Annotated in this window: 22 protein-coding genes, 1 tRNA gene and 1 pseudogene; 15 read left to right on the top strand and 9 right to left on the bottom strand. The window is 44.4% G+C overall.

Going from position 1 to position 21,419, the window contains the following annotated elements:
- The 3 genes and pseudogenes from L5M10_RS16585 to L5M10_RS16575 form a co-directional block, all read left to right on the top strand.
- Positions 1–1,736 (top strand): type I restriction endonuclease subunit R, EcoR124 family (locus L5M10_RS16585; protein WP_411569345.1); only part of this gene is annotated, 1,736 nt, incomplete at its 5' end.
- Between the two features lie 126 nt (positions 1,737–1,862).
- A complete protein-coding gene (locus L5M10_RS16580) occupies positions 1,863–2,873 on the top strand; it encodes a Fic family protein (RefSeq protein WP_263255603.1) in 1,011 nt (336 codons plus the stop codon).
- A gap of 118 nt (positions 2,874–2,991) precedes the next feature.
- Positions 2,992–3,255: pseudogene (locus L5M10_RS16575) on the top strand (phosphohydrolase); the annotation flags it as partial.
- A 296-nt stretch (positions 3,256–3,551) separates the two neighbouring features.
- On the opposite strand, the gene L5M10_RS16570 reads toward L5M10_RS16575, so the two are convergent.
- A tRNA-Val gene (locus L5M10_RS16570) sits at positions 3,552–3,628 on the bottom strand.
- 250 nt (positions 3,629–3,878) lie between these two features.
- On the bottom strand, positions 3,879–5,258 hold the full coding sequence (locus tag L5M10_RS16565) for an MATE family efflux transporter (protein WP_028759932.1): 1,380 nt from the start codon (positions 5,256–5,258) through the stop codon (positions 3,879–3,881).
- A gap of 33 nt (positions 5,259–5,291) precedes the next feature.
- Between L5M10_RS16565 and L5M10_RS16560 the strand changes: the two genes are divergently transcribed.
- Positions 5,292–5,915 (top strand): riboflavin synthase subunit alpha, encoded by a 624-nt coding sequence (locus L5M10_RS16560; protein WP_263161199.1) that lies wholly within the window; start codon positions 5,292–5,294, stop codon positions 5,913–5,915.
- 34 nt (positions 5,916–5,949) lie between these two features.
- On the opposite strand, the gene L5M10_RS16555 is transcribed toward L5M10_RS16560, so the two are convergent.
- Together L5M10_RS16555 and L5M10_RS16550 are read right to left on the bottom strand one after the other, a co-directional pair.
- Complete coding sequence (locus tag L5M10_RS16555; protein ID WP_028759934.1) at positions 5,950–6,150, bottom strand: CPXCG motif-containing cysteine-rich protein; 201 nt, start codon at positions 6,148–6,150, stop codon at positions 5,950–5,952.
- 248 nt (positions 6,151–6,398) lie between these two features.
- Entirely contained in the window at positions 6,399–6,632 is a 234-nt protein-coding gene (locus L5M10_RS16550) for a hypothetical protein (protein ID WP_028759935.1), read from the bottom strand.
- Positions 6,633–6,923: 291 nt separating this feature from the next.
- Here L5M10_RS16550 and thrS point away from each other — a divergent pair, with 291 nt between their 5' ends.
- The 4 genes from thrS (at position 6,924) to rplT (ending at position 10,050) form a co-directional block, all read left to right on the top strand.
- The gene (thrS, locus tag L5M10_RS16545) at positions 6,924–8,852 is read left to right on the top strand and encodes a threonine--tRNA ligase (RefSeq protein WP_028759936.1); all 1,929 of its coding nucleotides are present in this window, start codon (positions 6,924–6,926) and stop codon (positions 8,850–8,852) included.
- A 3-nt stretch (positions 8,853–8,855) separates the two neighbouring features.
- A complete protein-coding gene (gene infC / locus L5M10_RS16540; RefSeq protein ID WP_012089240.1) occupies positions 8,856–9,398 on the top strand; it encodes a translation initiation factor IF-3 in 543 nt (180 codons plus the stop codon).
- A gap of 84 nt (positions 9,399–9,482) precedes the next feature.
- A complete protein-coding gene (gene rpmI / locus L5M10_RS16535; protein WP_006081653.1) occupies positions 9,483–9,677 on the top strand; it encodes a 50S ribosomal protein L35 in 195 nt (64 codons plus the stop codon).
- Between the two features lie 16 nt (positions 9,678–9,693).
- On the top strand, positions 9,694–10,050 hold the full coding sequence (gene rplT, locus L5M10_RS16530; RefSeq protein ID WP_006081652.1) for a 50S ribosomal protein L20: 357 nt from the start codon (positions 9,694–9,696) through the stop codon (positions 10,048–10,050).
- A gap of 266 nt (positions 10,051–10,316) precedes the next feature.
- On the opposite strand, the gene trxB is transcribed toward rplT, so the two are convergent.
- Entirely contained in the window at positions 10,317–11,270 is a 954-nt protein-coding gene (trxB, locus tag L5M10_RS16525; protein ID WP_105252502.1) for a thioredoxin-disulfide reductase, read from the bottom strand.
- 332 nt (positions 11,271–11,602) lie between these two features.
- Entirely contained in the window at positions 11,603–12,718 is a 1,116-nt protein-coding gene (gene ald / locus L5M10_RS16520) for an alanine dehydrogenase (RefSeq protein ID WP_028759938.1), read from the bottom strand.
- Positions 12,719–12,897: 179 nt separating this feature from the next.
- Between ald and lrp the strand changes: the two genes are divergently transcribed.
- The 7 genes from lrp (at position 12,898) to L5M10_RS16485 (ending at position 20,348) form a co-directional block, all read left to right on the top strand.
- Positions 12,898–13,404 (top strand): leucine-responsive transcriptional regulator Lrp, encoded by a 507-nt coding sequence (lrp, locus tag L5M10_RS16515; protein WP_006081649.1) that lies wholly within the window; start codon positions 12,898–12,900, stop codon positions 13,402–13,404.
- 342 nt (positions 13,405–13,746) lie between these two features.
- The gene (locus L5M10_RS16510) at positions 13,747–16,512 is read left to right on the top strand and encodes a DNA translocase FtsK (protein ID WP_263161195.1); all 2,766 of its coding nucleotides are present in this window, start codon (positions 13,747–13,749) and stop codon (positions 16,510–16,512) included.
- A gap of 55 nt (positions 16,513–16,567) precedes the next feature.
- Complete coding sequence (gene lolA, locus L5M10_RS16505) at positions 16,568–17,194, top strand: outer membrane lipoprotein chaperone LolA (RefSeq protein WP_131525571.1); 627 nt, start codon at positions 16,568–16,570, stop codon at positions 17,192–17,194.
- A gap of 8 nt (positions 17,195–17,202) precedes the next feature.
- A complete protein-coding gene (locus tag L5M10_RS16500) occupies positions 17,203–18,534 on the top strand; it encodes a replication-associated recombination protein A (RefSeq protein WP_131525570.1) in 1,332 nt (443 codons plus the stop codon).
- Complete coding sequence (gene crcB / locus L5M10_RS16495; RefSeq protein ID WP_028759942.1) at positions 18,527–18,901, top strand: fluoride efflux transporter CrcB; 375 nt, start codon at positions 18,527–18,529, stop codon at positions 18,899–18,901. Before L5M10_RS16500 ends, crcB begins: the two co-directional genes overlap by 8 nt.
- 18 nt (positions 18,902–18,919) lie before the next feature.
- Complete coding sequence (gene serS / locus L5M10_RS16490) at positions 18,920–20,206, top strand: serine--tRNA ligase (protein ID WP_263161193.1); 1,287 nt, start codon at positions 18,920–18,922, stop codon at positions 20,204–20,206.
- Positions 20,207–20,225: 19 nt separating this feature from the next.
- Entirely contained in the window at positions 20,226–20,348 is a 123-nt protein-coding gene (locus tag L5M10_RS16485; protein WP_028759944.1) for a hypothetical protein, read from the top strand.
- Positions 20,349–20,447: 99 nt separating this feature from the next.
- On the opposite strand, the gene L5M10_RS16480 is transcribed toward L5M10_RS16485, so the two are convergent.
- Genes L5M10_RS16480 through tusC form a run of 3 tightly spaced genes read right to left on the bottom strand, consistent with a single transcriptional unit; the run spans position 20,448 to position 21,417 of the window.
- Positions 20,448–20,786, bottom strand: coding sequence for a TusE/DsrC/DsvC family sulfur relay protein (locus L5M10_RS16480; RefSeq protein WP_028759945.1), 339 nt, complete (start codon positions 20,784–20,786; stop codon positions 20,448–20,450).
- Positions 20,780–21,061, bottom strand: coding sequence for a sulfurtransferase complex subunit TusB (gene tusB / locus L5M10_RS16475; RefSeq protein ID WP_168827719.1), 282 nt, complete (start codon positions 21,059–21,061; stop codon positions 20,780–20,782). Before tusB ends, L5M10_RS16480 begins: the two co-directional genes overlap by 7 nt.
- Complete coding sequence (tusC, locus tag L5M10_RS16470) at positions 21,061–21,417, bottom strand: sulfurtransferase complex subunit TusC (protein WP_168827718.1); 357 nt, start codon at positions 21,415–21,417, stop codon at positions 21,061–21,063. The genes tusB and tusC overlap by 1 nt, the downstream gene beginning before the upstream one ends.
- Between the last annotated feature and the right edge of the window lie 2 nt (positions 21,418–21,419).

Here is a 21,419-nt window from a genome sequence, read left to right as displayed (position 1 = left end):
CTTATGTGATCACTGACGCCATTCGTGATGAAAAAGTACTCAAGTTCAAAGTGGACTATAACGATGTTCATCCGCAATTTAAGAGCATTGAGACTGAGCAGGATGAAAAGAAGCTTAGTGCCGCTGAGAATAAGAAAGCCTTCTTACATCCAATGCGCATTCGTGAAATCTCGCAGTATATTCTGAGCCATTTTAACCAGAAAACGCATCGAGCCTATTCTGGCGCTAAAGGGTTTAACGCCATGTTTGCGGTCAGTAGTGTTGATGCGGCGAAAGCCTATTATGAAACCTTCAAAATATTGCAGGCCGAGGCTGAGAATGGCCCCACGAGTAAACTTCTGCGCATTGCGACTATCTTCTCATTTGCAGCCAATGAAGAGCAGGACGCCATTGGTGATATTTTAGATGAGAGTTTTGAAGTTAGCGCGATGAACAGCAGCGCGAAAGAGTTTTTGAGCGCCGCGATTACGGATTACAACGCCATGTTTAAATCTAACTATGGCGTGGATAGTAATGGCTTCCAGAACTACTACCGTGACCTTGCCCAGCGCGTGAAGAATCAAGAAATAGATCTGCTCATAGTGGTCGGTATGTTTTTAACGGGCTTTGATGCGCCTACGCTCAATACCTTGTTTGTTGACAAGAATTTGCGCTATCACGGCTTGATGCAGGCGTTTTCTCGCACTAACCGCATTTATGATGCGACGAAGACCTTTGGCAATATTGTTACCTTCCGTGATTTGGAACAGGCAACCATTGATGCAATCACCTTGTTTGGTGACAAAAACACCAAAAACGTGGTGTTGGAGAAGAGCTACAAAGAATACATGGAAGGCTTTAACGATATTGCTACTGGCCAAGCGCGTCGAGGTTTTGTTGATATCGTCAAAGAGCTGCAAGAACGCTTTCCAAATCCAGAAAATATTGAAAAAGAACAAGATAAAAAAGAGTTTGCCAAGCTATTTGGTGAATACCTCAAAGCAGAAAATATTTTACAAAACTACGATGAGTTTGCTGGATTAAAAGCACTGCAAAGCCTAGATACCAGTGATGAACAAGCTGTTGAAGAGTTCAAATCAAAGTACTATCTGGACGATGCTGACATCGAGGCAATGCAAACCATCGATATGCCGAGCGAACGTGCTATTCAAGATTATCGCTCTACCTACAACGATACCCGCGACTGGTTGCGACGCGATAAAGAAGGTCAGGACAAAGATAAGTCAACGGTAGACTGGGACGACGTGGTCTTTGAAATTGATTTGCTTAAATCTCAGGAAATAAACCTCGATTATATTCTTGAACTTATTTTTGATCACAATAAGAAGAACAAGAGCAAAGAAGGCTTGATTGAAGAAGTCCGCCGTATGATTCGTGGTAGCCTTGGCAATAGAGCGAAAGAGAGCTTGGTGGTTGATTTTATTAACCAGACAAACCTAGATGAGATCAATGACAAAGCCAGCATTATCGACGCTTTCTTCAAATTCGCCCAGGCGGAGCAGAAGCGTGAAGCCGATGCCATTATTGCCTCTGAAAAGCTCAATATCGATGCTGCCAAACGCTATATTGCGTCATCACTCAAACATGAGTACGCCTCTGAAAATGGCACTGCACTTAATGAGGCGCTGCCCAAACTTAGCCCATTGAACCCACAGTACCGAACCCAGAAGCAAACGGTTTTTCAGAAAATTGCCGCTTTTGTTGAGAAGTTTAAAGGTGTGGGCGGGCAGATATAAGCAATTTTGGCAGCAAAAATAAAATATTATGGCGATACCTAATGAGCTCATTCAGCTTCTTATCATTTACTTGAACAGCTTTGGAGTTGCATTGATAAAGTATACGACGATTGTTGAGGTGAACTGATGCCCTATAACCCGCCGTTCAGTATTACACCGGCCATTTTAAAACAGGTCGCTGAGATCAGTGAGAGCATTGGCCGCTTGAGTGCGCGCATCGAGCAAACACAAGCGATCAGGCTTCGGCGCGCCAATCGGATCCGTACGGTACAAGGCTCGTTGGCGATTGAGGGCAATACTTTAAGCGAAGCGCAAATCACTGCCATTTTGGACGGTAAGCACATTATTGCACCGCCCAAAGAGGTGCTTGAAGTACAAAATGCACTTAAAGCGTATGAGTTTCTAGCAAAATGGCAATATAGCCGTGAGCAAGATTTATTGCATGCCCATCAAGTGCTTATGGCAGGGTTGTTGACAGATGTGGGGCAATATCGACAAGGTGGTGTAGGTGTCATGTCGGGCGATACCATCGTGCATATGGCGCCGGGCGCTGATCAAGTGCCACGGTTAATGAAAGACTTATTTGGTTGGCTTAAACAAACAGACTTACCCGCACTTATTAGCAGTTGTGTCTTTCATTATGAATTTGAGTTTATTCACCCTTTTGCGGATGGTAATGGCCGCATGGGGCGACTATGGCAAACATTGATTTTAAGCCAGTGGCAACCAGCCTTTATGGACATCCCCGTAGAAAGCTTAATTCACCAGTATCAAGCAGAGTATTACCAAGCAATCCGCAATAGTACCGCAAAAACAGATTGTGCTCCGTTTATTGAGTTTATGCTGGGGATAATTGCCAAGACGCTACACGAAGTACAAAACACGACAGAAACAGAACTGACTGTAGAATCTGAGAAAACGCGGGTAGAAAAGAAGGTAGAAACGCGGGTAAAAACCCCAGAGCAAATTTTGAGCTTGTTAGCCAATCAGCCAAATTTAACCTTAGCCGAGATTGCTGCTCACCTAGGCAAATCGCCAAGCACCATCGAACGCGCTGTCGCTAAGTTGAAACAACAAAACAAACTAGCTTTTTACGGCCCCAAAAAAGGTGGGTATTGGCAGGTATTAGGCGAGTAAAGCAAGATGGCTGCTGCAACGTAAAACGTGTTGGCTGCACAATAAATATCAAAACTTTGAATCTAATTAGCCAGCAATACCAGATTGAACCTTCACACTATTGTGTCGGAGGTTCACTATGTTCAAAAACCTATTTTTTCAAACCAAAGCACTACCTGAACTGTCATCGCAACTGGATACAGAAATTCCACGCAACCCCCATTTCTGAAGGGGTTGCCAGCTGTGTCACCTGAGGATTTGCAATCCACACTAGATGAGTTGATTGCTAAACTGCGTAGGTACTTGGCTTTCATAAGCGTGACTTTCAACAGCTGATTCAGCCCGCATTGATCATTTGGCTGCCTATGTACATTTGCAGCCTGCTTCTGAGCATCTTCATAATTGTGCGGGTTTAGAAGTTACTTTCTAGGCTAGGGTATGTGAAAAGGTTATATATTTACTATCCAGAGTAGGGGTCACTGCAAATCACTTCTAAAAACTACTTTGGGCACATGGGCACAAGTTTGGGCACCAATGATGTTAGTTTTGATTTTTTCCGGCGTATAAACATATCAATTTATTGAGTGCTTGAAATGATGTGTCTGTTTGAATATTTTTAAGATAGGAATTCGTAAATTTGGTTTGGGCACAGAGTAACATAATTTACAAAGTGATAAGGTTTTGAACTAAAGCAATAAATGGTACACCCGAGTGGACTCGAACCACCGACCCCTACCATGTCAAGGTAGTGCTCTAACCAACTGAGCTACGGGTGCATCGCAAAATTTAACAAGCTATTCAAAAGCGTTGCGCCTTGGAACGAGCGCTATATTAGGGGCATAGCGCAGGGCTGGCAAGCAAAAAAAACAAATTTGTCGTCAAATGGTGAATTGCTGTGCAACTTGCCCAGTGTTTCAACAATGCCGCCGATAAAACCGCAATTTTTTATTCGTTTTACTTCAGAGAATGCATCGAAATCAAACTGATAAACCAAAAGGCGAGCACTGTCGCTCGCCATTAATGCAATCAATGGTGAACACTGTCACCTTCAATAAGGCTCAAATGCACGCCATGCTTTTGGATGTAACGCAGACGAATGAAAAATAACAGCGCTGCTGAGGTCAAGCCCGCAATCAATCCTGCCCAGAATCCATGGGCACCCATCGCGGGAACGATATGGTCCGTATAAGCTAAGGTATAACCGAGTGACATACCAATGCCCCAGTAGGAAAACAGCGTGATATAAAAAGCGCTGCGTGTATCTTTATAACCGCGAAGAGCACCCGCTGCGACCACTTGAACTGAATCAGATAATTGATACAGGGCTGCCATCAACATCAAGCTGCCGGCTAAGGCAACCACTTCAGGATCACCATTATAAAGTTTCGCAATTTGGAATCTAAATAAGACGGTCAAAACCGCTGTCGTTAGAGCAAGGGATAGTGCCAGCCATAAGCCCACTTTAGTGACCACCGCGGAAATATCAGCGCGATCACGGCCTAAGTAATAACCAATCCGAATCGATACTGCGATACCGATAGATAACGGCAGCATAAATACGATGGCAGAAAAGTTGAGCGCAATCTGGTGACTTGCGACCACTGTTGCGCCAAGTGGCGCGAGTAATAGCGCTATGATGGCAAATAAACTCACTTCAAAAAACAGCGCCATTGCTATCGGCATGCCGAGTTTGGTCATTTTCTTCATCGTTTCAAAATCTGGGCGATGAAATTTACTGAAGGGAGCTAAAGCCGCGAATTTTTTATGCAACTGCATGTAAATGGTCATGGCAACTAGCATGGCCCAGAATACGAGAGCAGTGGCGATACCACAGCCTGCGCCGCCCATGGCCGGTACGCCAAAGTGTCCATAAATAAAAATATAGTTAGCGGGGATATTTACGGCTAGACCGACAAAACCAATGACCATGGTCGGTAAGGTATAGGATATACCTTCACTGCAGCCACGTAGCACTTGATAAAGCACAAATGCGGGTGCGCCCCATAAAATACCGTCGAGATATCCTATGGTTAAGCGGTATAATTCGGGTTCTAAATCCATATGGCTAAGCACAAAGGGCGCAGATGCGAGGAAAACCATCACGCCAATGCCGCCAATGATGGCAAGATAGGCACCTTGAAAGGCCAAAGGTTGGATGGCTTTTTGATTATTCGCTCCATTGTAGTGGGCAAACAAAGGCGTAAAAGCCATCAGTAAACCTTGGACGAAAAGAATAGCGGGTAACCAAAGGCTAGTGCCGACCGCAACAGCGGCCATATCAACCGCGCTAACACGGCCCGCCATAACGGTATCAATAAAGCCCATCATGGTCTGAGTGACCTGAGCTATCAGTACCGGCAGCGCCAGTTGGATTAAACGTTTGGCTTGATAGCCTGAATGATTCATAAATACAGCCTTTAACGATTAAGCGAGCAGAAAATGTTTACAGGTATAGTTCAAGCCACCTGCGAGGTGGTTGCAATACATAAGAAAGATGGCCTAAATACCCTTGAGGTAGCGTTCGAACCTGATTTGCATGAGGGACTTGCGATAGGTGCAAGTGTGGCAAATAACGGGGTATGTCTTACTGTGACTCAGGTCGTTGATGATAGGGTATTTTTCGACGTAGTGGAAGAGACCTTGCGACTGACGAATCTGACTAATTTGTCTATAGGTCAAAGCGTTAATGTTGAGCGTTCGTTAACTTTTGGTAGTGAAATTGGTGGGCACATTCTCTCTGGCCATATCCATACTAAGGCCAAAGTCATCGATATTAGCCATACAGAACAGCATTATGATCTGACACTGGGCATTGAGCCTAAATGGATGGATTACATTTTTTATAAAGGTTTTGTTGGTGTTAATGGCTGTAGTTTAACGGTTGGCGAGGTGAGTGACTCCGGTTTTAAGTTGCACTTAATTCCTGAAACCCTAAAACTGACCAATTTAAGTCAGTATAAAGTGGGTGATGAACTCAATATTGAGATCGACAGCCAAACACAAATTATCGTCGACACAGTCGAGCGCGTGCTGGCCAGGCGTTTTAACGAACAAGCACGTTAGTTTTGTGACATCGCAGCGTGTAGTGCAATCTCGTTTAATAGATTTGCTCGTCGTCTGAATCGATATACAGCTCAACCGTCCGTCTCGATTCATCGATGTGTAAGCGTAAGTGAATCGGATTACAACAAATTCGGCAGTCATCGTAATAATCTTGGTCTCCACAGCTGGCATCGATACTGATATCTTGATGGTGCCCGCAGTGGGGACAAGCAATAACTTTGTTCATGACTCTCATGGTGCAACTCCTTATCGCCAATAGAGCGAATCGCTCTGCTCAATCAACGCATCTCATACTTCGTACGCTTATCGCTTATATTGTCTGCGCTTTGTCGATATTCGAAACCTGAGTGCGCTTTATGTGCTTCCTATTTGAGTATACAGCAGAGTGCAGTGCACTGATTTAGATGAAGTCGGTCTCAAAACGCAGCATGATAGACCTTCTGGTTAAATATTTTCTTGTTGGATCATTATCTCTTCTAAAAACTAGTCCTTTACCGTCACTAACCCCTCCATTTCACTGCTGTGTAACACGCCATCGCGGGCATCTTGGGTAATATCCAGCGTTAAACGCTGCATCTGTTGCTCAAGTTCACTTTTAATATCAACGAGTAACACTTGAGTATCAATCAAAGATTTGCTTGTAATTTTCACCTGCGGCTCAGGTAAAGCGGTTGCAGTGTGCGTGAGTGTTACAGCCAGTAGAATGCAGTTCAACATATCAACTCCCTTGTCATGTTTTCAGTGATGCCCAATAAACTGGCGCTAGAATAGGGGAGTTAGATGACCAAGAAGTTACCAAGACACTGCAAAATCATGAATTTGCTTTTTGTTTCCAATCCCAATTCTGGTCAATATGCTTGCGCCTTTTAGCTACAATCCCTTAGAATAAACGCCCTGCTACGCAAGGCGGCTAAGACTCCTGTACTGTCTTAACCTAGCGAGCATTTCTCTTACATTAACTAAAACCAAGTGGCCCTACGTGTGGGTCACCACTGGAAAGGACATTTCATGCCTGTAATTACACTTCCCGATGGTAGCAAACGCGAGTTTGCTCATGCTGTATCGACCCTCGATGTTGCCGCCGATATTGGCCCTGGTTTAGCGAAAGCTTGTATCGCTGGCCGCGTTAATGGCGAATTAAAAGATGCTTGCGATCTCATTGAAACCGATGCTGAGCTATCAATCATTACCGCCAAAGACGAAGAAGGTGTTGAAATTCTTCGCCATTCTTGTGCGCATTTATTAGGTCACGCGATTAAGCAAATGTGGCCAGAAACCAAGATGGCGATTGGTCCTGTTATCGATAATGGCTTCTACTATGATATCGACCTTGAGCACAAGTTGACTCAAGATGACATCGACGCATTAGAAAAGCGCATGCTTCAACTGGCAAAAACCAACTATGACGTAGTAAAACGTGTCGTTAGCTGGCAAGAAGCCCGTGATACATTCGCTGCGCGCGGTGAAGATTATAAGATTGCCATTCTGGATGAGAACATCAGCAAAGACGCGACGCCTGCGCTGTATCATCACGAAGAATACACTGACATGTGTCGTGGACCGCACGTACCTAACATGCGTTTCTGCCAGCATTTTAAATTAATGAGCATTGCCGGCGCTTACTGGCGTGGCAACTCAGAAAACAAGATGTTGCAACGTATCTATGGTACCGCTTGGGCCGACAAAAAAGCCCTGAGCACACACTTAACCCGTCTTGAAGAAGCGGCTAAGCGTGACCACCGTAAAATCGGTAAGCAGCTCGACTTGTATCACATGCAAGAAGAAGCACCGGGTATGGTGTTTTGGCATAATGACGGTTGGAGCATCTTCCTCGAATTAGAAAGATTCATTCGCCGTAAGCTAAACCAATACACTTACCAAGAAGTAAAAGGCCCATTAATGATGGACCGCGTGTTGTGGGAACGTTCTGGTCACTGGGATAAATACTCAGAAGCCATGTTCACGACCAGCAGCGAAAATCGCGAATACGCCATCAAGCCAATGAACTGCCCAGGCCACGTGCAGATCTTCAACCAAGGGTTAAAATCTTACCGCGATCTGCCATTGCGTATGGCTGAATTTGGTTGCTGTCACCGTAATGAACCTTCAGGCTCGTTACACGGATTAATGCGTGTACGTGGCTTTACGCAAGATGACGCCCATATTTTCTGTACTGACAGCCAAGTTCAAGAGGAAGTGAGTGCCTGTATCCAGATGGTTTACGATACTTACGCTACCTTCGGCTTTGAAAATATCGTAGTAAAACTGTCGACTCGCCCAGAGAAACGTATCGGTGACGATGCGATGTGGGACAGAGCGGAAGAAGCACTTAAGCAAGCTCTGCGTGCCAATAATATTGAATTCACTATTTTGCCTGGCGAAGGTGCGTTCTACGGACCCAAAATCGAATTTACTTTACACGATTGTTTGGACCGAGCGTGGCAATGTGGTACTGTGCAGCTCGATTATGCGTTGCCAAGCCGTCTTGGTGCAACTTACGTTGCCGAAGATAACAGCCGTCAGACCCCAGTGATGATCCATCGTGCTATTTTAGGCTCTTTGGAACGATTCTTGGGTATCTTGATAGAAGAATATGCAGGACGTTTCCCAACTTGGTTAGCCCCAATGCAAGTTGTCGTGATGAATATCACCGATAAACAGGCTGATTATGTTGAAGAAGTCGTAAAATTCTTCAAAGAACAAGGTATTCGAGCGTCTTTTGACTTGAGGAATGAGAAAATAGGCTTTAAAATACGCGAGCACACCTTAAGGCGTGTCCCTTATTTGTTGGTCGTTGGCGATCAAGAAATGGAAAATAAGGAAGTAGCGGTGCGTACCCGTGATGGTATCGATTTAGGTAAGATGCGACTTGAAGATTTCGCCACTAAAATCCATCAACAGATTTCGCTCCGTAGTCTCAAATTGTTGGAGGAATAGGTCATAAAGATCAAAAAAACAGCAGGGCGTCAGCCGGCCCCTAATAGAATCAATGAAGAAATCACAGGTGTACCAGAAGTACGCTTAACAGGCATTGATGGTGAAGCTATTGGTGTGGTAAGCATCAGAGATGCTCAGAATTTGGCAGATGAAGCAGGTGTAGACCTAGTAGAAATCAGCCCAAATGCTGAACCTCCAGTATGTCGCATTATGGACTACGGTAAGTTCCTTTTTGATAAGGCTAAGTCAGCCAAGGAACAAAAGAAGAAGCAAAAGCAGGTTCAGGTCAAGGAAATTAAATTCCGTCCTGGAACTGACGAAAACGACTATCAGGTAAAACTACGCAACCTGATACGTTTTCTGGAAGACGGGGACAAAGCGAAGATTACGCTTCGTTTCCGAGGTCGCGAAATGGCACACCAAAACCTGGGTATGGATCTATTGAACCGTATCAAGGCTGATTTGGACGAGTATGCGGTTGTTGAATCTTTCCCGAAAATGGAAGGCCGACAAGCAATTATGGTGCTAGCGCCTAAAAAGAAATAAGTAGGGCAAAACTTAAAGTAGCAAAGGTCTATGGCCTTTGCTCGCCTTGCTTTTTATTAAACATCCCAATGCGGAGTTTTAGAAATGCCTAAAATGAAAACAGACAAGGGTGTAGCGAAGCGTTTTAAGAAAACCGCTAATGGTTTCAAGCGCAAGCAAGCACACTTACGTCACATTTTGACGAAAAAAAGCACTAAACGTAAACGTCACTTACGTGCAAAATGTTTAGTATCAAAAGCTGACGTTCCAGCAATCGCGCGTCAATTACCTTACGCTTAATTTAGGAGATTAGAAAATGCCAAGAGTTAAGCGTGGTGTAACCGCTCGTGCTCGTCACAAGAAAGTTTTAAAACTAGCTAAAGGTTATTATGGCGCTCGTAGCCGTACTTACCGTGTTGCTGTTCAAGCAGTAACTAAAGCTGGTCAATATGCTTACCGTGACCGTCGTCAGAAAAAACGTCAATTCCGTCAACTTTGGATTGCACGTATTAATGCTGCTGCTCGTCAAAATGGTCTGTCTTACAGCCGTTTCATCAACGGTCTGAAAAAGGCGTCTATCGAAATCGATCGTAAGATTTTGGCTGACATCGCTGTATTCGACAAAGTTGTATTTGCAACTTTAGTTGAAAAAGCAAAAGAAGCGTTAAACTAAGAAATTAGTTTGTTGCTGTAGAGAAGGGACCATTTGGTCCCTTTTTTTGTGCGCCATTTTTGGCTTAACGAAATGATTTTACTTACCTAAGAACTTATATAAGTACTATCTAAGTGGTGCGGAATTAATAATCGCAAAGGAAAGACATGTGAGTGCGTGAACAATGTCGATTGGCACAGCCCGCAAAAATTTTTGCTATTGCTTAACAATTTTGACCTAAAAAAATAGCAGGCTAAGCCTGCTATTCGTTGAAAAATCGAGTCTAGTTACTTTTTAGCGTCTAAATAACGCTCTGCATCGAGTGCGGCCATACAGCCTGTGCCGGCAGAAGTAATGGCTTGACGATAATGTTGGTCCATCACATCACCACAGGCATAAACACCTTCGATACTGGTTTGCGTGGCGTTACCTTGCAAGCCACTCTGAACTTTTAAATAACCGTGGTTCATTTCCAACTGGCCTTCAAAAATACCGGTATTAGGGCTGTGACCAATAGCGACGAACACACCAGCAACGGCTAAGTCAGTGATCGAGCTATCTTTAGTGCTCTTCATCTTCAGACCTGTCACACCCATGGCATCACCAACAACTTCATCCATGGTTTGATCTAAGTGAAGGATTATGTTGCCATTGGCGACTTTGTCCATCAGACGGTCGATCAAGATTTTTTCTGAACGGAAGGTGTCACGGCGATGGATGAGGTGAACTTCAGCAGCAATATTGCTTAAGTACAGTGCTTCTTCAACGGCGGTGTTGCCGCCACCGATCACTGCGACTTTTTGATTGCGATAGAAGAAGCCATCACAGGTTGCACAGGCTGATACACCGCGACCTTTGAAAGCTTCTTCTGACTCTAACCCTAAGTAACGGGCTGAAGCGCCAGTTGCGATGATCAGCGCATCACAGGTGTACTCGCCGTTATCGCCTTTCAAACGGAAAGGGCGCTCGGTAAGGGTCACTTCGTTGATATGATCGAACAAGATTTCAGTATCGAACTTTTCAGCATGCTTCTGCATACGTTCCATCAAGGCTGGACCTGTTAAGTCGTCCGCATCGCCTGGCCAGTTTTCAACTTCAGTCGTCGTGGTTAATTGACCACCTTGTTGCATACCTGTGATCATCACAGGTTTTAAATTCGCACGCGCAGCATAAACGGCTGCGGTATATCCTGCTGGGCCTGAACCCAAAATCAATAAGTTACAATGTCTGACCTGGCTCATTTTTATCTCCGTGCCTTTAGCAAATTGCAAGGATTGTAGGGAATTTACCTGTGGGGGTAAAGTGTTGGAGGGCGATTCTTTTAGATTGCACTAATCGAGTCCATCCGTTTTAGTATGGAGAGTGTCAGTTTTACTTTACTGTGAATAAATAGCTTAAGTGTGAACCACGAAATGAAGCACGGGATGAACTTGTATAAATATGATGGTGCGATCGCAGTGGAGCCTATTTCTACCCAATAAAAAATCGGCCTCAATTGTATCGAGACCGATTTGAATTACATACTAAGTAAAGCTAGCTCAAATCCACATAAAAAGTTAATTTAATTAAAAACTTATACTAATAGTGTAGCAGGAGATGTGAACGCTAAGTTTAGGGCGTGAGCCACTTCCTTACACACCACTTTACCGTGCATGACGTTTAAGCCATTAAGAAAATGCTTGTCTTGCAACAGCGCTTCTTTATAGCCTAAATTTGCTAACTTGAGAATGTACGGTAAGGTTGCATTGTTAAGCGCAAATGTGGAAGTGCGAGCGACCGCACCAGGCATATTTGCAACACAGTAATGCACAACATCATCAACGATGTAGGTCGGATCTTGGTGAGTAGTGGCATGTGAAGTTTCAACACAACCGCCTTGATCAATCGCCACGTCAACGATAGCGCTGCCAGGTTTCATACGTGAAATCATGCTACGAGTAACCAATTTTGGCGCCGCAGCACCAGGAATTAGTACACCACCGATCACAAGATCGGCCTCAATAACATGACGTTCAATTGCATCCGCAGTTGAGTAAATGGCTTTTACAGCAGAACCGAATTGCACATTTAAACGACGTAGAGCATCAATACTGCGATCAAGCACAACAACATCAGCACCCATACCAACTGCCACTTGTGCTGCATTAGTACCAACCATACCGCCGCCGATAATGACGACTTTAGCAGGCTCAACCCCCGGTACGCCGCCCAATAACATACCGCGGCCACCAGAAGATTTCTCTAACGCCATAGCGCCAGCTTGGATTGACATACGACCAGCGACTTCAGACATAGGAGCAAGCAAAGGCAGGCCACCACGATCGTCTGTCACAGTTTCGTAAGCGATACATACGGCACCACTTTTGATTAAATCTTCAGTTTGCGGTAAATCTGGAGCAAGATGCAGATAAGTAAATAAAATCTGATCGTGACGCAACATAGCGCGTTCAACTGCTTGAGGCTCTTTTACTTTTACAATCATCTGCGCTTTAGCAAAAACTTCAGCAGCAGTCGCTAAAATTGTGGCGCCAGCATCAATATAATCTTGATCTGAAAAACCAATACCTATGCCTGCATTTGTTTCAACAAAAACGTCGTGACCTTTGATCGCCAACTCGCGAACACTAGAAGGAACCATACCGACACGATATTCGTGGTTTTTAATTTCCTTGGGAACACCAATAATCATCTTTGAGCCTCAATTGCCTGAAATCCCACTTTTAATGGGCATAATTGTTATTTTATCGTGACCTGAACGTGATTAATTCAGGGATATCTAGTATAGTATCGGCGACGCAGTTTATGCTGCTGAACTTTCGGCATACGTAGAATAAAATGTTGTTTTAGTGATAAAGCAAGGTTAAATAAATGGCATATAATAAAAAGAGTCCTGTAAAAGACTTGGATCGCATCGATCGCAACATTCTTAATGAACTACAACTTGATGGCCGCATTTCAAATGTGGAATTGTCAAAAAGAGTCGGACTAAGTCCAACTCCGTGTTTAGAAAGAGTAAAACGTCTCGAAAAGCAAGGTTACATCAATGGCTATACCGCATTGGTGAATCCTCATTTCTTGGGTGCATCCCTACTGGTATTCGTGGAAATCACATTAAGCCGTGATACTCCCGAAGTGTTTGATAAGTTTAACCGTGCAGTGCAACTACTCGATGATATTCAAGAATGTCATCTGGTTTCAGGCGATTTTGACTACTTACTGAAAACTCGTGTTTCAGATATGTCGGCTTATCGTCGCTTGTTAGGTGAAACTTTATTGAAATTACCTTCTGTTTCCGACACGCGTACTTATGTTGTGATGGAAGAAGTTAAGCACACCAGTCGTGTAGCGATAAATCATCTACTCTCAGATATCTAAATTACCCTGATTGTTTGGTTTTACAATAAGGGGCTTAGGCCCCTTATTTATCAGTAACGTCGATATGTTCATCTCATTTAACGCCTATTGCTATTAGCCTTGTATTGCCCTTAAGTTTGCTAACTTAGGGGCTTCTTTTTGTGGCATTTTTAAACAAATTTGTTAACGGAAGTGTTTGTGTAATAACTCATTCCTCCCCAAAAGCACACTAAAACACCTCAATAGACTAAATTTTGCCAATCATGACCAATTCTGTATAGAAAAACAGGCTAATGTGCTCCACATTTAGTGGGATTCTGGTATCGTTAGCCCACCTGTTTTCACTTTTATGGATTACGTCGTTTGTCTCAAGGAAATAGTGTACGCACGCTCACTGGCCTGCAACGTCTGCTGGAAGGCGGACTCATCATTTGTTGTGTTCTCGCCACTTATATTTTGCTCGCATTGACGAGTTTTAGTCCGTCTGATCCTGGTTGGAGTCAGTCGCATTTTCAAGGCGATATTAAAAACTGGACCGGAGCAGTAGGGGCTTGGATTGCCGATATTCTGTTATATTTCTTCGGCGTTACGGCTTATATCATGCCAATCATTGTCGCATCGACGGGTTGGTTATTGTTCAAGCGCGCCCATCATTTACTTGAAATTGATTACTTTTCAGTGGCCCTGAGATTGATTGGATTTTTACTGATCATTCTAGGATTTTCTGCTTTGGCGAGTATGAATGCCAACAACATCTACGAGTTTTCGGCAGGCGGAGTGGCGGGTGATGTGATCGGTCAAGCTATGTTGCCGTATTTTAATAAACTCGGCACTACCTTATTACTGCTGTGTTTCTTGGGCTCAGGCTTTACGCTGTTGACTGGGATTAGCTGGCTGACTGTGGTCGAGAAAATCGGCTTAGTCTCTATTTGGATTTATAAAAAGTTAAAATTATTGCCGCAAGCGATGAAGCGTGAGCATGAAACCGAGGATACCCGTGGTTTTATGTCCGTGGTGGATAAGTTTAAACAGCGCCGTGAATCCCAATATGTGCTAGAAAAGCCCCCCATAGTTGAAAAGCCTAAGGTGCGTGAGCGTCATATTGGTCGTAGGGCTGAGATAACCCCAACGCTATATGCTGCCACTGATGATATGGTCATTGAACCAGAAGGTATTATTACCGAAACTGAGAATAATTCGTCGCCAAAAAATAAACTATCGGCGCTTGCAAAAATTCTGAGCTTGAATGGCAGTAAAAGTAAGAGTGCACAACGGGTTGAGCCACAAATCGATAATGATGATTTGGCCGCCCATGGCAATTTTGAAGCGCCACCTTGGTTAGCTGAACCTCAACATTCAAATGCCGATGAGCAAGACAATGCCGATTTAAATTCGCATTCATTCGATCATGATGACAATGAGCCTGTGTTTAGCAGTCAAGCATTTACAGAAGATGAAGACGATGAAAGTCTAGGTTTTAGCGATGATGATGTCATTGATTTTGATACTAAAGTGTCAACAGGTGCAGTGAATCAAGCGCAGCGTAATAAGCAAGATCAAAAAGCTAAAATTGTCGATGGCATTGTGGTATTGCCAGGACAAGAAGACAAACCCGCACCGAAAAAACCGATGGATCCTCTGCCGAGTATTAACTTGCTCGACATACCTGACCGTAAGAAGAATCCGATCAGCCCAGAGGAATTGGATCAAGTCGCTCGCCTTGTTGAGCTTAAATTGGCCGATTTCAACATCATCGCCAATGTAGTGGGTGTGTATCCAGGTCCTGTGATCACACGCTTTGAATTAGAATTAGCGCCGGGCGTTAAAGCGTCAAAAATCTCTAATCTATCAAAGGATTTAGCTCGTTCATTACTGGCTGAAAGTGTGCGCGTGGTTGAAGTTATTCCGGGTAAGGCTTATGTCGGACTTGAATTGCCCAATAAATTCCGCGAAACCGTGTTTATGCGCGATGTGTTAGATTGTGCTGCCTTTACTGAGAGTAAATCCAACTTAACTATGGTGTTAGGTCAAGATATTGCCGGTGACCCAGTTGTTGTTGATCTTGGTAAAATGCCACATTTATTGGTAGCCGGTACTACAGGCTCTGGTAAGTCTGTGGGTGTAAACGTGATGATCACCAGCTTACTGTATAAGTCTGGCCCAGAAGATGTACGCTTTATCATGATCGACCCCAAAATGTTGGAATTGTCTGTCTATGAAGGCATTCCGCATTTGCTATGTGAAGTCGTGACCGACATGAAAGAAGCTGCCAATGCGCTGCGTTGGTGTGTCGGCGAGATGGAACGTCGCTACAAGCTGATGTCTATGATGGGCGTGCGTAACATCAAGGGCTATAACGCTAAAATTGCCGAAGCGAAAGCCAATGGCGAAGTGATTTTAGATCCTATGTGGAAGTCATCCGACAGCATGGAGCCTGAAGCGCCTGCGTTAGATAAGCTGCCATCGATTGTTGTCGTGGTCGATGAATTTGCTGACATGATGATGATTGTTGGTAAAAAAGTTGAAGAGTTGATTGCCCGTATTGCCCAAAAAGCGCGTGCCGCAGGCATACATTTAATTCTTGCAACCCAAAGACCGTCAGTGGATGTGATTACCGGCTTGATTAAAGCCAACATTCCCACACGTATGGCGTTCCAAGTGTCATCGCGTATCGATTCGCGCACCATTTTAGATCAACAGGGTGCCGAAACCTTGCTTGGTATGGGTGACATGTTATTTTTGCCACCGGGTACTGCGGTACCGAATCGTGTTCATGGTGCGTTCGTTGATGATCATGAAGTTCACCGTGTCGTTGCCGACTGGTGCGCCCGTGGCAAACCGCAATATATCGAAGAAATCCTCAACGGTGCCAGTGATGGTGAACAAGTATTATTGCCTGGTGAAACCGCTGAATCAGACGAAGAATACGATCCGTTATACGATGAAGCAGTTGCCTTTGTGACTGAAACTCGTCGCGGCTCGATTTCAAGCGTACAGCGTAAATTTAAGATTGGTTATAACCGTGCAGCACGGATTATTGAACAGATGGAAGCGCAAGGTATTGTTTCTGCTCAAGGCCACAACGGTAACCGTGAAGTCTTAGCGCCGCCAGCACCAAAACATTATTAAGCCGCGCTAAGGCGTAGCTTTGATACACCCAAGGGTTTACAGGGTAAGGAATAAAATGAAAAAACGATTATGCGCTGTGTTGTTAGCTTCACCTTTGCTATTTAGCGCGGCTGTGTTTGCCGATGATGCGCAGCAGCTCAGGGAAAAATTGATTGGTACCGCGTCACTAAAAGCCGATTTCAAACAAACCGTAACAGATGTCAATAAAAAGGTTATTCAAACAGGGTCTGGCATTTTTGCCTTAGCGTATCCGAATCAATTTTATTGGCATTTAACCCAGCCCGATGAATCGCAGATTGTCGCTGATGGTAAAGATTTGTGGATCTACAATCCTTTCGCCGAAGAGGTGGTCATCATGGATTTTGCTGAAGCAATCAATGCATCTCCCATCGCATTGCTCGTCCACCGCGACGATGCGACTTGGTCACAGTATTCAGTGTCCAAGAAACAAGATTGCTATGAGATCAAACCTAAGGCGATTGATTCGGGCATATTGTCCGTCAATGTGTGTTTCAAAAATACCCAGTTAGTCAACTTTAATGTTGCCGATGATAAAGGTAATTTAAGCCTGTTTGATTTAAGCAATCAGCAAGCCATCACAAATAAAGACAAAGCCTTGTTCACCTTTGTGATCCCAGACAGCGTCGATGTTGATGATCAACGTCGTAAAGCAGCGCATTAGGCTATCGCGTGAGCAGTTTATCGTTTAATTTTGCACCCGATTTTCGTCCCTTGGCCGCGCGCATGCGGCCAAGAACGATTGGCGAGTACATAGGTCAAGCCCATTTACTGGGTGAGGGCCAACCACTACGCAAAGCATTGGAAGCTGGGCGCGCCCATTCCATGATGTTGTGGGGACCGCCGGGCACAGGTAAAACAACCTTAGCTGAATTAATCGCACATTATTCAAATGCTCACGTTGAGCGCATTTCCGCGGTCACCTCTGGCGTTAAGGACATTCGCGCCGCGATTGAGCAAGCAAAAGCCGTTGCAGAATCCCGTGGCCAACGTACTCTATTGTTTGTCGATGAAGTCCACCGATTTAATAAGAGTCAGCAGGATGCCTTTCTGCCATTTATTGAAGATGGCACAGTGATCTTTATCGGCGCGACCACAGAAAATCCGTCTTTTGAAATCAATAATGCCTTACTCTCGCGGGCAAGGGTCTATCTTATCAAGCGCTTAAGCCATGATGAAATCGCCCATATAGTGACTCAAGCCTTAAACGATAACGAGCGCGGTTTAGGCCTACGACGATTTGTAATGCCAACCGATGTGCTCACCACATTGGCACAACTTTGTGATGGTGATGCCCGTAAAGCGTTAAATCTTATTGAGTTGATGAGTGATATGCTCATCGACGGTGGCACCTTTACCACTGAAATGTTAATTCAAGTGGCGGGGCACCAAGTTGCTGGTTTTGATAAGAACGGTGATCAGTTTTACGATTTAATCTCGGCTGTACATAAATCCATTCGCGGATCAGCACCCGATGCCGCGTTGTATTGGTTTTGTCGAATATTAGAAGGCGGTGGCGATCCGCTTTACGTGGCAAGGCGCTTACTGGCGATTGCCTCTGAAGATGTGGGCAATGCCGATCCTGCGGCGATGACAATCGCACTGAATGCCTGGGATTGTTTTCACCGTGTTGGCCCCGCCGAAGGTGAGAGAGCAATAGCACAAGCCATTGTTTATCTTGCCAGTGCGCCGAAGAGCAACGCTGTGTATACCGCATTTAAGGCGGCGCGTGCGTTAGCTCGCGAAACAGGGCAAGTCGAAGTGCCGCACCATTTACGCAATGCACCGACTCAGTTAATGAAAGACATCGGCATGGGAGCTGGGTATCGATATGCCCACGATGAAGCCAATGCCTATGCCAGTGGTGAAAATTATTTCCCCGAATCCCTGCAAACAGCACAGTTTTATTTTCCGACTGAGCGAGGGTTTGAGAAGCGGATCAAAGATAAATTGGCGCAATTAGCCCAGTTAGATCAAGCCAGTGAGAACAAAAGATATGACTAACATCTTATTAGTGGCTTTCGGCGGGTCAATTGGAGCAGTTTTACGCTATCTTATTTCAATATTCATGATCCAAGTATTTGGCAGCAGTTTTCCTTTTGGTACACTGTTGGTTAATGTTATAGGTTCATTTTTTATGGGCGTAATTTACGCTCTGGGGCAAATGAGTCATATCAGCCCTGAACTCAAAGCGCTTATAGGTATCGGTCTATTAGGTGCTTTGACAACGTTTTCGACTTTCTCTAATGAAACCTTGTTGCTGATGCAAGAAGGGGATTGGCTGAAGGCGATTTTGAATGTGGTGTTGAATCTAAGTCTATGTTTATTCATGGTGTACTTAGGTCAACAACTGGTTTTTTCTCGCATTTAACTATTAAGAATATATCACATGTTAGATCCTAAATTTTTGCGCAACGAATTAGAAGTTACCGCTGAGCGACTGGCTACCCGTGGCTTTATTTTAGACATAGCTCATCTCATTCAATTAGAAGAAAAACGTAAGTCACTGCAAGTGGCTACCGAAGAATTACAAGCGTCGCGTAATGCTATCTCCAAATCCATTGGCCAAGCTAAAGCCCGTGGTGAAGATGTTGACGCGATCATGGCGCAAGTGGGCGATTTAGGTTCACAGTTGGATGCCAAAAAGATTGAACTGGCCGCTATACTTGAAGAAGTCAATGCCATTGCCATGTCTATGCCTAACCTGCCTGATGAATCAGTACCAATGGGTGCCGATGAAACAGAGAACGTTGAAGTGAGACGTTGGGGTACGCCACGCACTTTTGATTTCCCAATTAAAGATCATATCGATTTAGGTGAAGGCCTAAACGGCTTAGATTTTAAAAATGCCGTTAAAATCACTGGCTCACGTTTCATCGTGATGAAAGGCCAAGTCGCCCGCTTAAACCGCGCCATTGGTCAGTTCATGTTGGACTTACATACCACAGAGCACGGTTATACCGAAGCCTATGTGCCATTACTGGTTAACGAGGCAAGCTTACTCGGCACAGGCCAGCTACCTAAGTTTGGTGAAGACTTATTCCACACTAAACCTGCGACTGAAGAAGGCCAAGGCTTGAGCCTTATCCCAACCGCAGAAGTGCCATTAACGAACTTAGTTCGCGATAGCATTGTTGATGAAGACGAGCTGCCAATAAAGTTAACAGCGCATACTGCATGTTTCCGCAGCGAAGCCGGCTCATACGGCAAAGATACCCGTGGTCTGATCCGTCAGCACCAATTCGATAAAGTTGAAATGGTGCAAATTGTTAAGCCTGAAGATTCAATGGCGGCACTTGAAGCGCTGACAGGTCATGCTGAAACTGTGTTGCAACGTTTAGGTTTACCGTATCGAACAGTGATTTTATGTACTGGCGATATGGGCTTTGGCTCAAGCAAAACCTACGATATCGAAGTCTGGTTACCAGCACAAAATACCTATCGTGAGATTTCTTCTTGCTCAAACATGAAGGATTTCCAAGCCCGTCGTATGCAAGCGCGTTACCGTGTGAAAGCAGACAATAAGCCTGCGCTATTGCATACGTTAAACGGCTCAGGTTTAGCTGTAGGTCGTACTTTAGTGGCTATTTTAGAAAACTATCAAAATGCTGATGGCAGTATCACAGTCCCTGAAGTTCTGCGTCCTTACATGGGCGGTTTGACTCAAATAGGCTAATGGAACACAAAATAATACTATGGATAAAGGCCAGCGCTATCTCCGTTGGCTTTCCTATACTGCTGTGATTGCAGTATTTTTTGCTGTAATGCTTGCCACCGTAGGCAAAGCCATCTGGGTTGTGTTAGAAAACGTCAAATAACCCTATCAACTTTGTTCAAGTAAAAAGAAAGGCATGTTTCCCAAGGGAACATGCCTTTTTGTTTGTATCATGTTTACGTGATGACTTAACCCTTTGCCATTAAATACACTTAGCTGGTTTGGGCAGGCCCGCGATTTTCGTTGCTTGTTTCGCAGGTCCAATCGGGAATAGGGTATATAAGTATTTTGAATTGCCTTTGTCTGGTCCTAAGGCTTGGCCAATGGCTTTAACTAATACACGGATAGCAGGGCTCGTTTTATATTCGAGATAGAAATCTCGAACAAAGTTAATCACTTCCCAATGGGCTGGCGTAAGTAAAATTTGCTCTTCTGCTGCTAACAACAGGGCCATATCGGGTTGCCAATCGTTAAGATTTTTTAAATAACCTTGATGGTCACGGGCGATTTCTGCGCCATTAAATTGCAATGGATTTACCACGTTATCACCTTGTCATGGAGTAATGATTGAGCCACAAACTCATTGTAATCGATAAGCATCACGTTCTTTAAACGTTCGGATAGGCCACGTGCGATAACATCGTCTTTTAAGACCATCAACTTGAAGGGCGATAATGCCATTGCCCACTGGCGCAGCAGTAACGCGTTAACGCCATCGCTCGATAATAAAATCGCATCTTCCTTACAGGCGTAACGTAAACAAAGTTTCAGCGCGCTATCTCGACTGGGAGATGTTTGAATATGATGTAAAATCATTAGAATACTAAGACCTCATCCACTTGGTTTAAATGGGCTGCGATGGCTTCATCGTTGATTACTGTGACTGGGATCGACAGTAAGCCATGGCTTAAGCCGTAATCGGCTAAGGATTGCTTACAGACTAACACAGAGCCAATATCATACAGCGGCAGTGCTTTAAAGGTGGATATGTAATCTTTAGCACCGATAAGCTCAGGCTGTTGCTCTTTAATCAAATGCAACACACCTTCATCAACAAACACTAAACTCACTTCTTGTTCGAAGCTAGCGCTAAGCAGGGCAAGATCTAAACCTTCGCGGCCACGAACAGTACCATGTGGCGAGCAGCGAAATAGGATACACAATTTTTTCATAG

The organism is Shewanella sp. SM32, from assembly GCF_025654235.1.
Lineage (GTDB): Bacteria > Pseudomonadota > Gammaproteobacteria > Enterobacterales > Shewanellaceae > Shewanella > Shewanella oncorhynchi.
The sequence above is the reverse complement of the archived record's forward strand: the minus strand, read 5'-3'. Positions and strand labels throughout refer to the sequence as shown.

Coding starts and splice junctions, on each gene's coding strand:
- L5M10_RS16580 (WP_263255603.1), top strand. CDS start 1,863: ATGCCCTATAACCCGCCGTTCAGTATTACACCGGCCATTTTAAAACAG.
- L5M10_RS16565 (WP_028759932.1), bottom strand. CDS start 5,258: ATGAATCATTCAGGCTATCAAGCCAAACGTTTAATCCAACTGGCGCTG.
- L5M10_RS16560 (WP_263161199.1), top strand. CDS start 5,292: ATGTTTACAGGTATAGTTCAAGCCACCTGCGAGGTGGTTGCAATACAT.
- L5M10_RS16555 (WP_028759934.1), bottom strand. CDS start 6,150: ATGAGAGTCATGAACAAAGTTATTGCTTGTCCCCACTGCGGGCACCAT.
- L5M10_RS16550 (WP_028759935.1), bottom strand. CDS start 6,632: ATGTTGAACTGCATTCTACTGGCTGTAACACTCACGCACACTGCAACC.
- thrS (WP_028759936.1), top strand. CDS start 6,924: ATGCCTGTAATTACACTTCCCGATGGTAGCAAACGCGAGTTTGCTCAT.
- rpmI (WP_006081653.1), top strand. CDS start 9,483: ATGCCTAAAATGAAAACAGACAAGGGTGTAGCGAAGCGTTTTAAGAAA.
- rplT (WP_006081652.1), top strand. CDS start 9,694: ATGCCAAGAGTTAAGCGTGGTGTAACCGCTCGTGCTCGTCACAAGAAA.
- trxB (WP_105252502.1), bottom strand. CDS start 11,270: ATGAGCCAGGTCAGACATTGTAACTTATTGATTTTGGGTTCAGGCCCA.
- ald (WP_028759938.1), bottom strand. CDS start 12,718: ATGATTATTGGTGTTCCCAAGGAAATTAAAAACCACGAATATCGTGTC.
- lrp (WP_006081649.1), top strand. CDS start 12,898: ATGGCATATAATAAAAAGAGTCCTGTAAAAGACTTGGATCGCATCGAT.
- lolA (WP_131525571.1), top strand. CDS start 16,568: ATGAAAAAACGATTATGCGCTGTGTTGTTAGCTTCACCTTTGCTATTT.
- crcB (WP_028759942.1), top strand. CDS start 18,527: ATGACTAACATCTTATTAGTGGCTTTCGGCGGGTCAATTGGAGCAGTT.
- serS (WP_263161193.1), top strand. CDS start 18,920: ATGTTAGATCCTAAATTTTTGCGCAACGAATTAGAAGTTACCGCTGAG.
- L5M10_RS16485 (WP_028759944.1), top strand. CDS start 20,226: ATGGATAAAGGCCAGCGCTATCTCCGTTGGCTTTCCTATACTGCTGTG.
- tusB (WP_168827719.1), bottom strand. CDS start 21,061: ATGATTTTACATCATATTCAAACATCTCCCAGTCGAGATAGCGCGCTG.
- tusC (WP_168827718.1), bottom strand. CDS start 21,417: ATGAAAAAATTGTGTATCCTATTTCGCTGCTCGCCACATGGTACTGTT.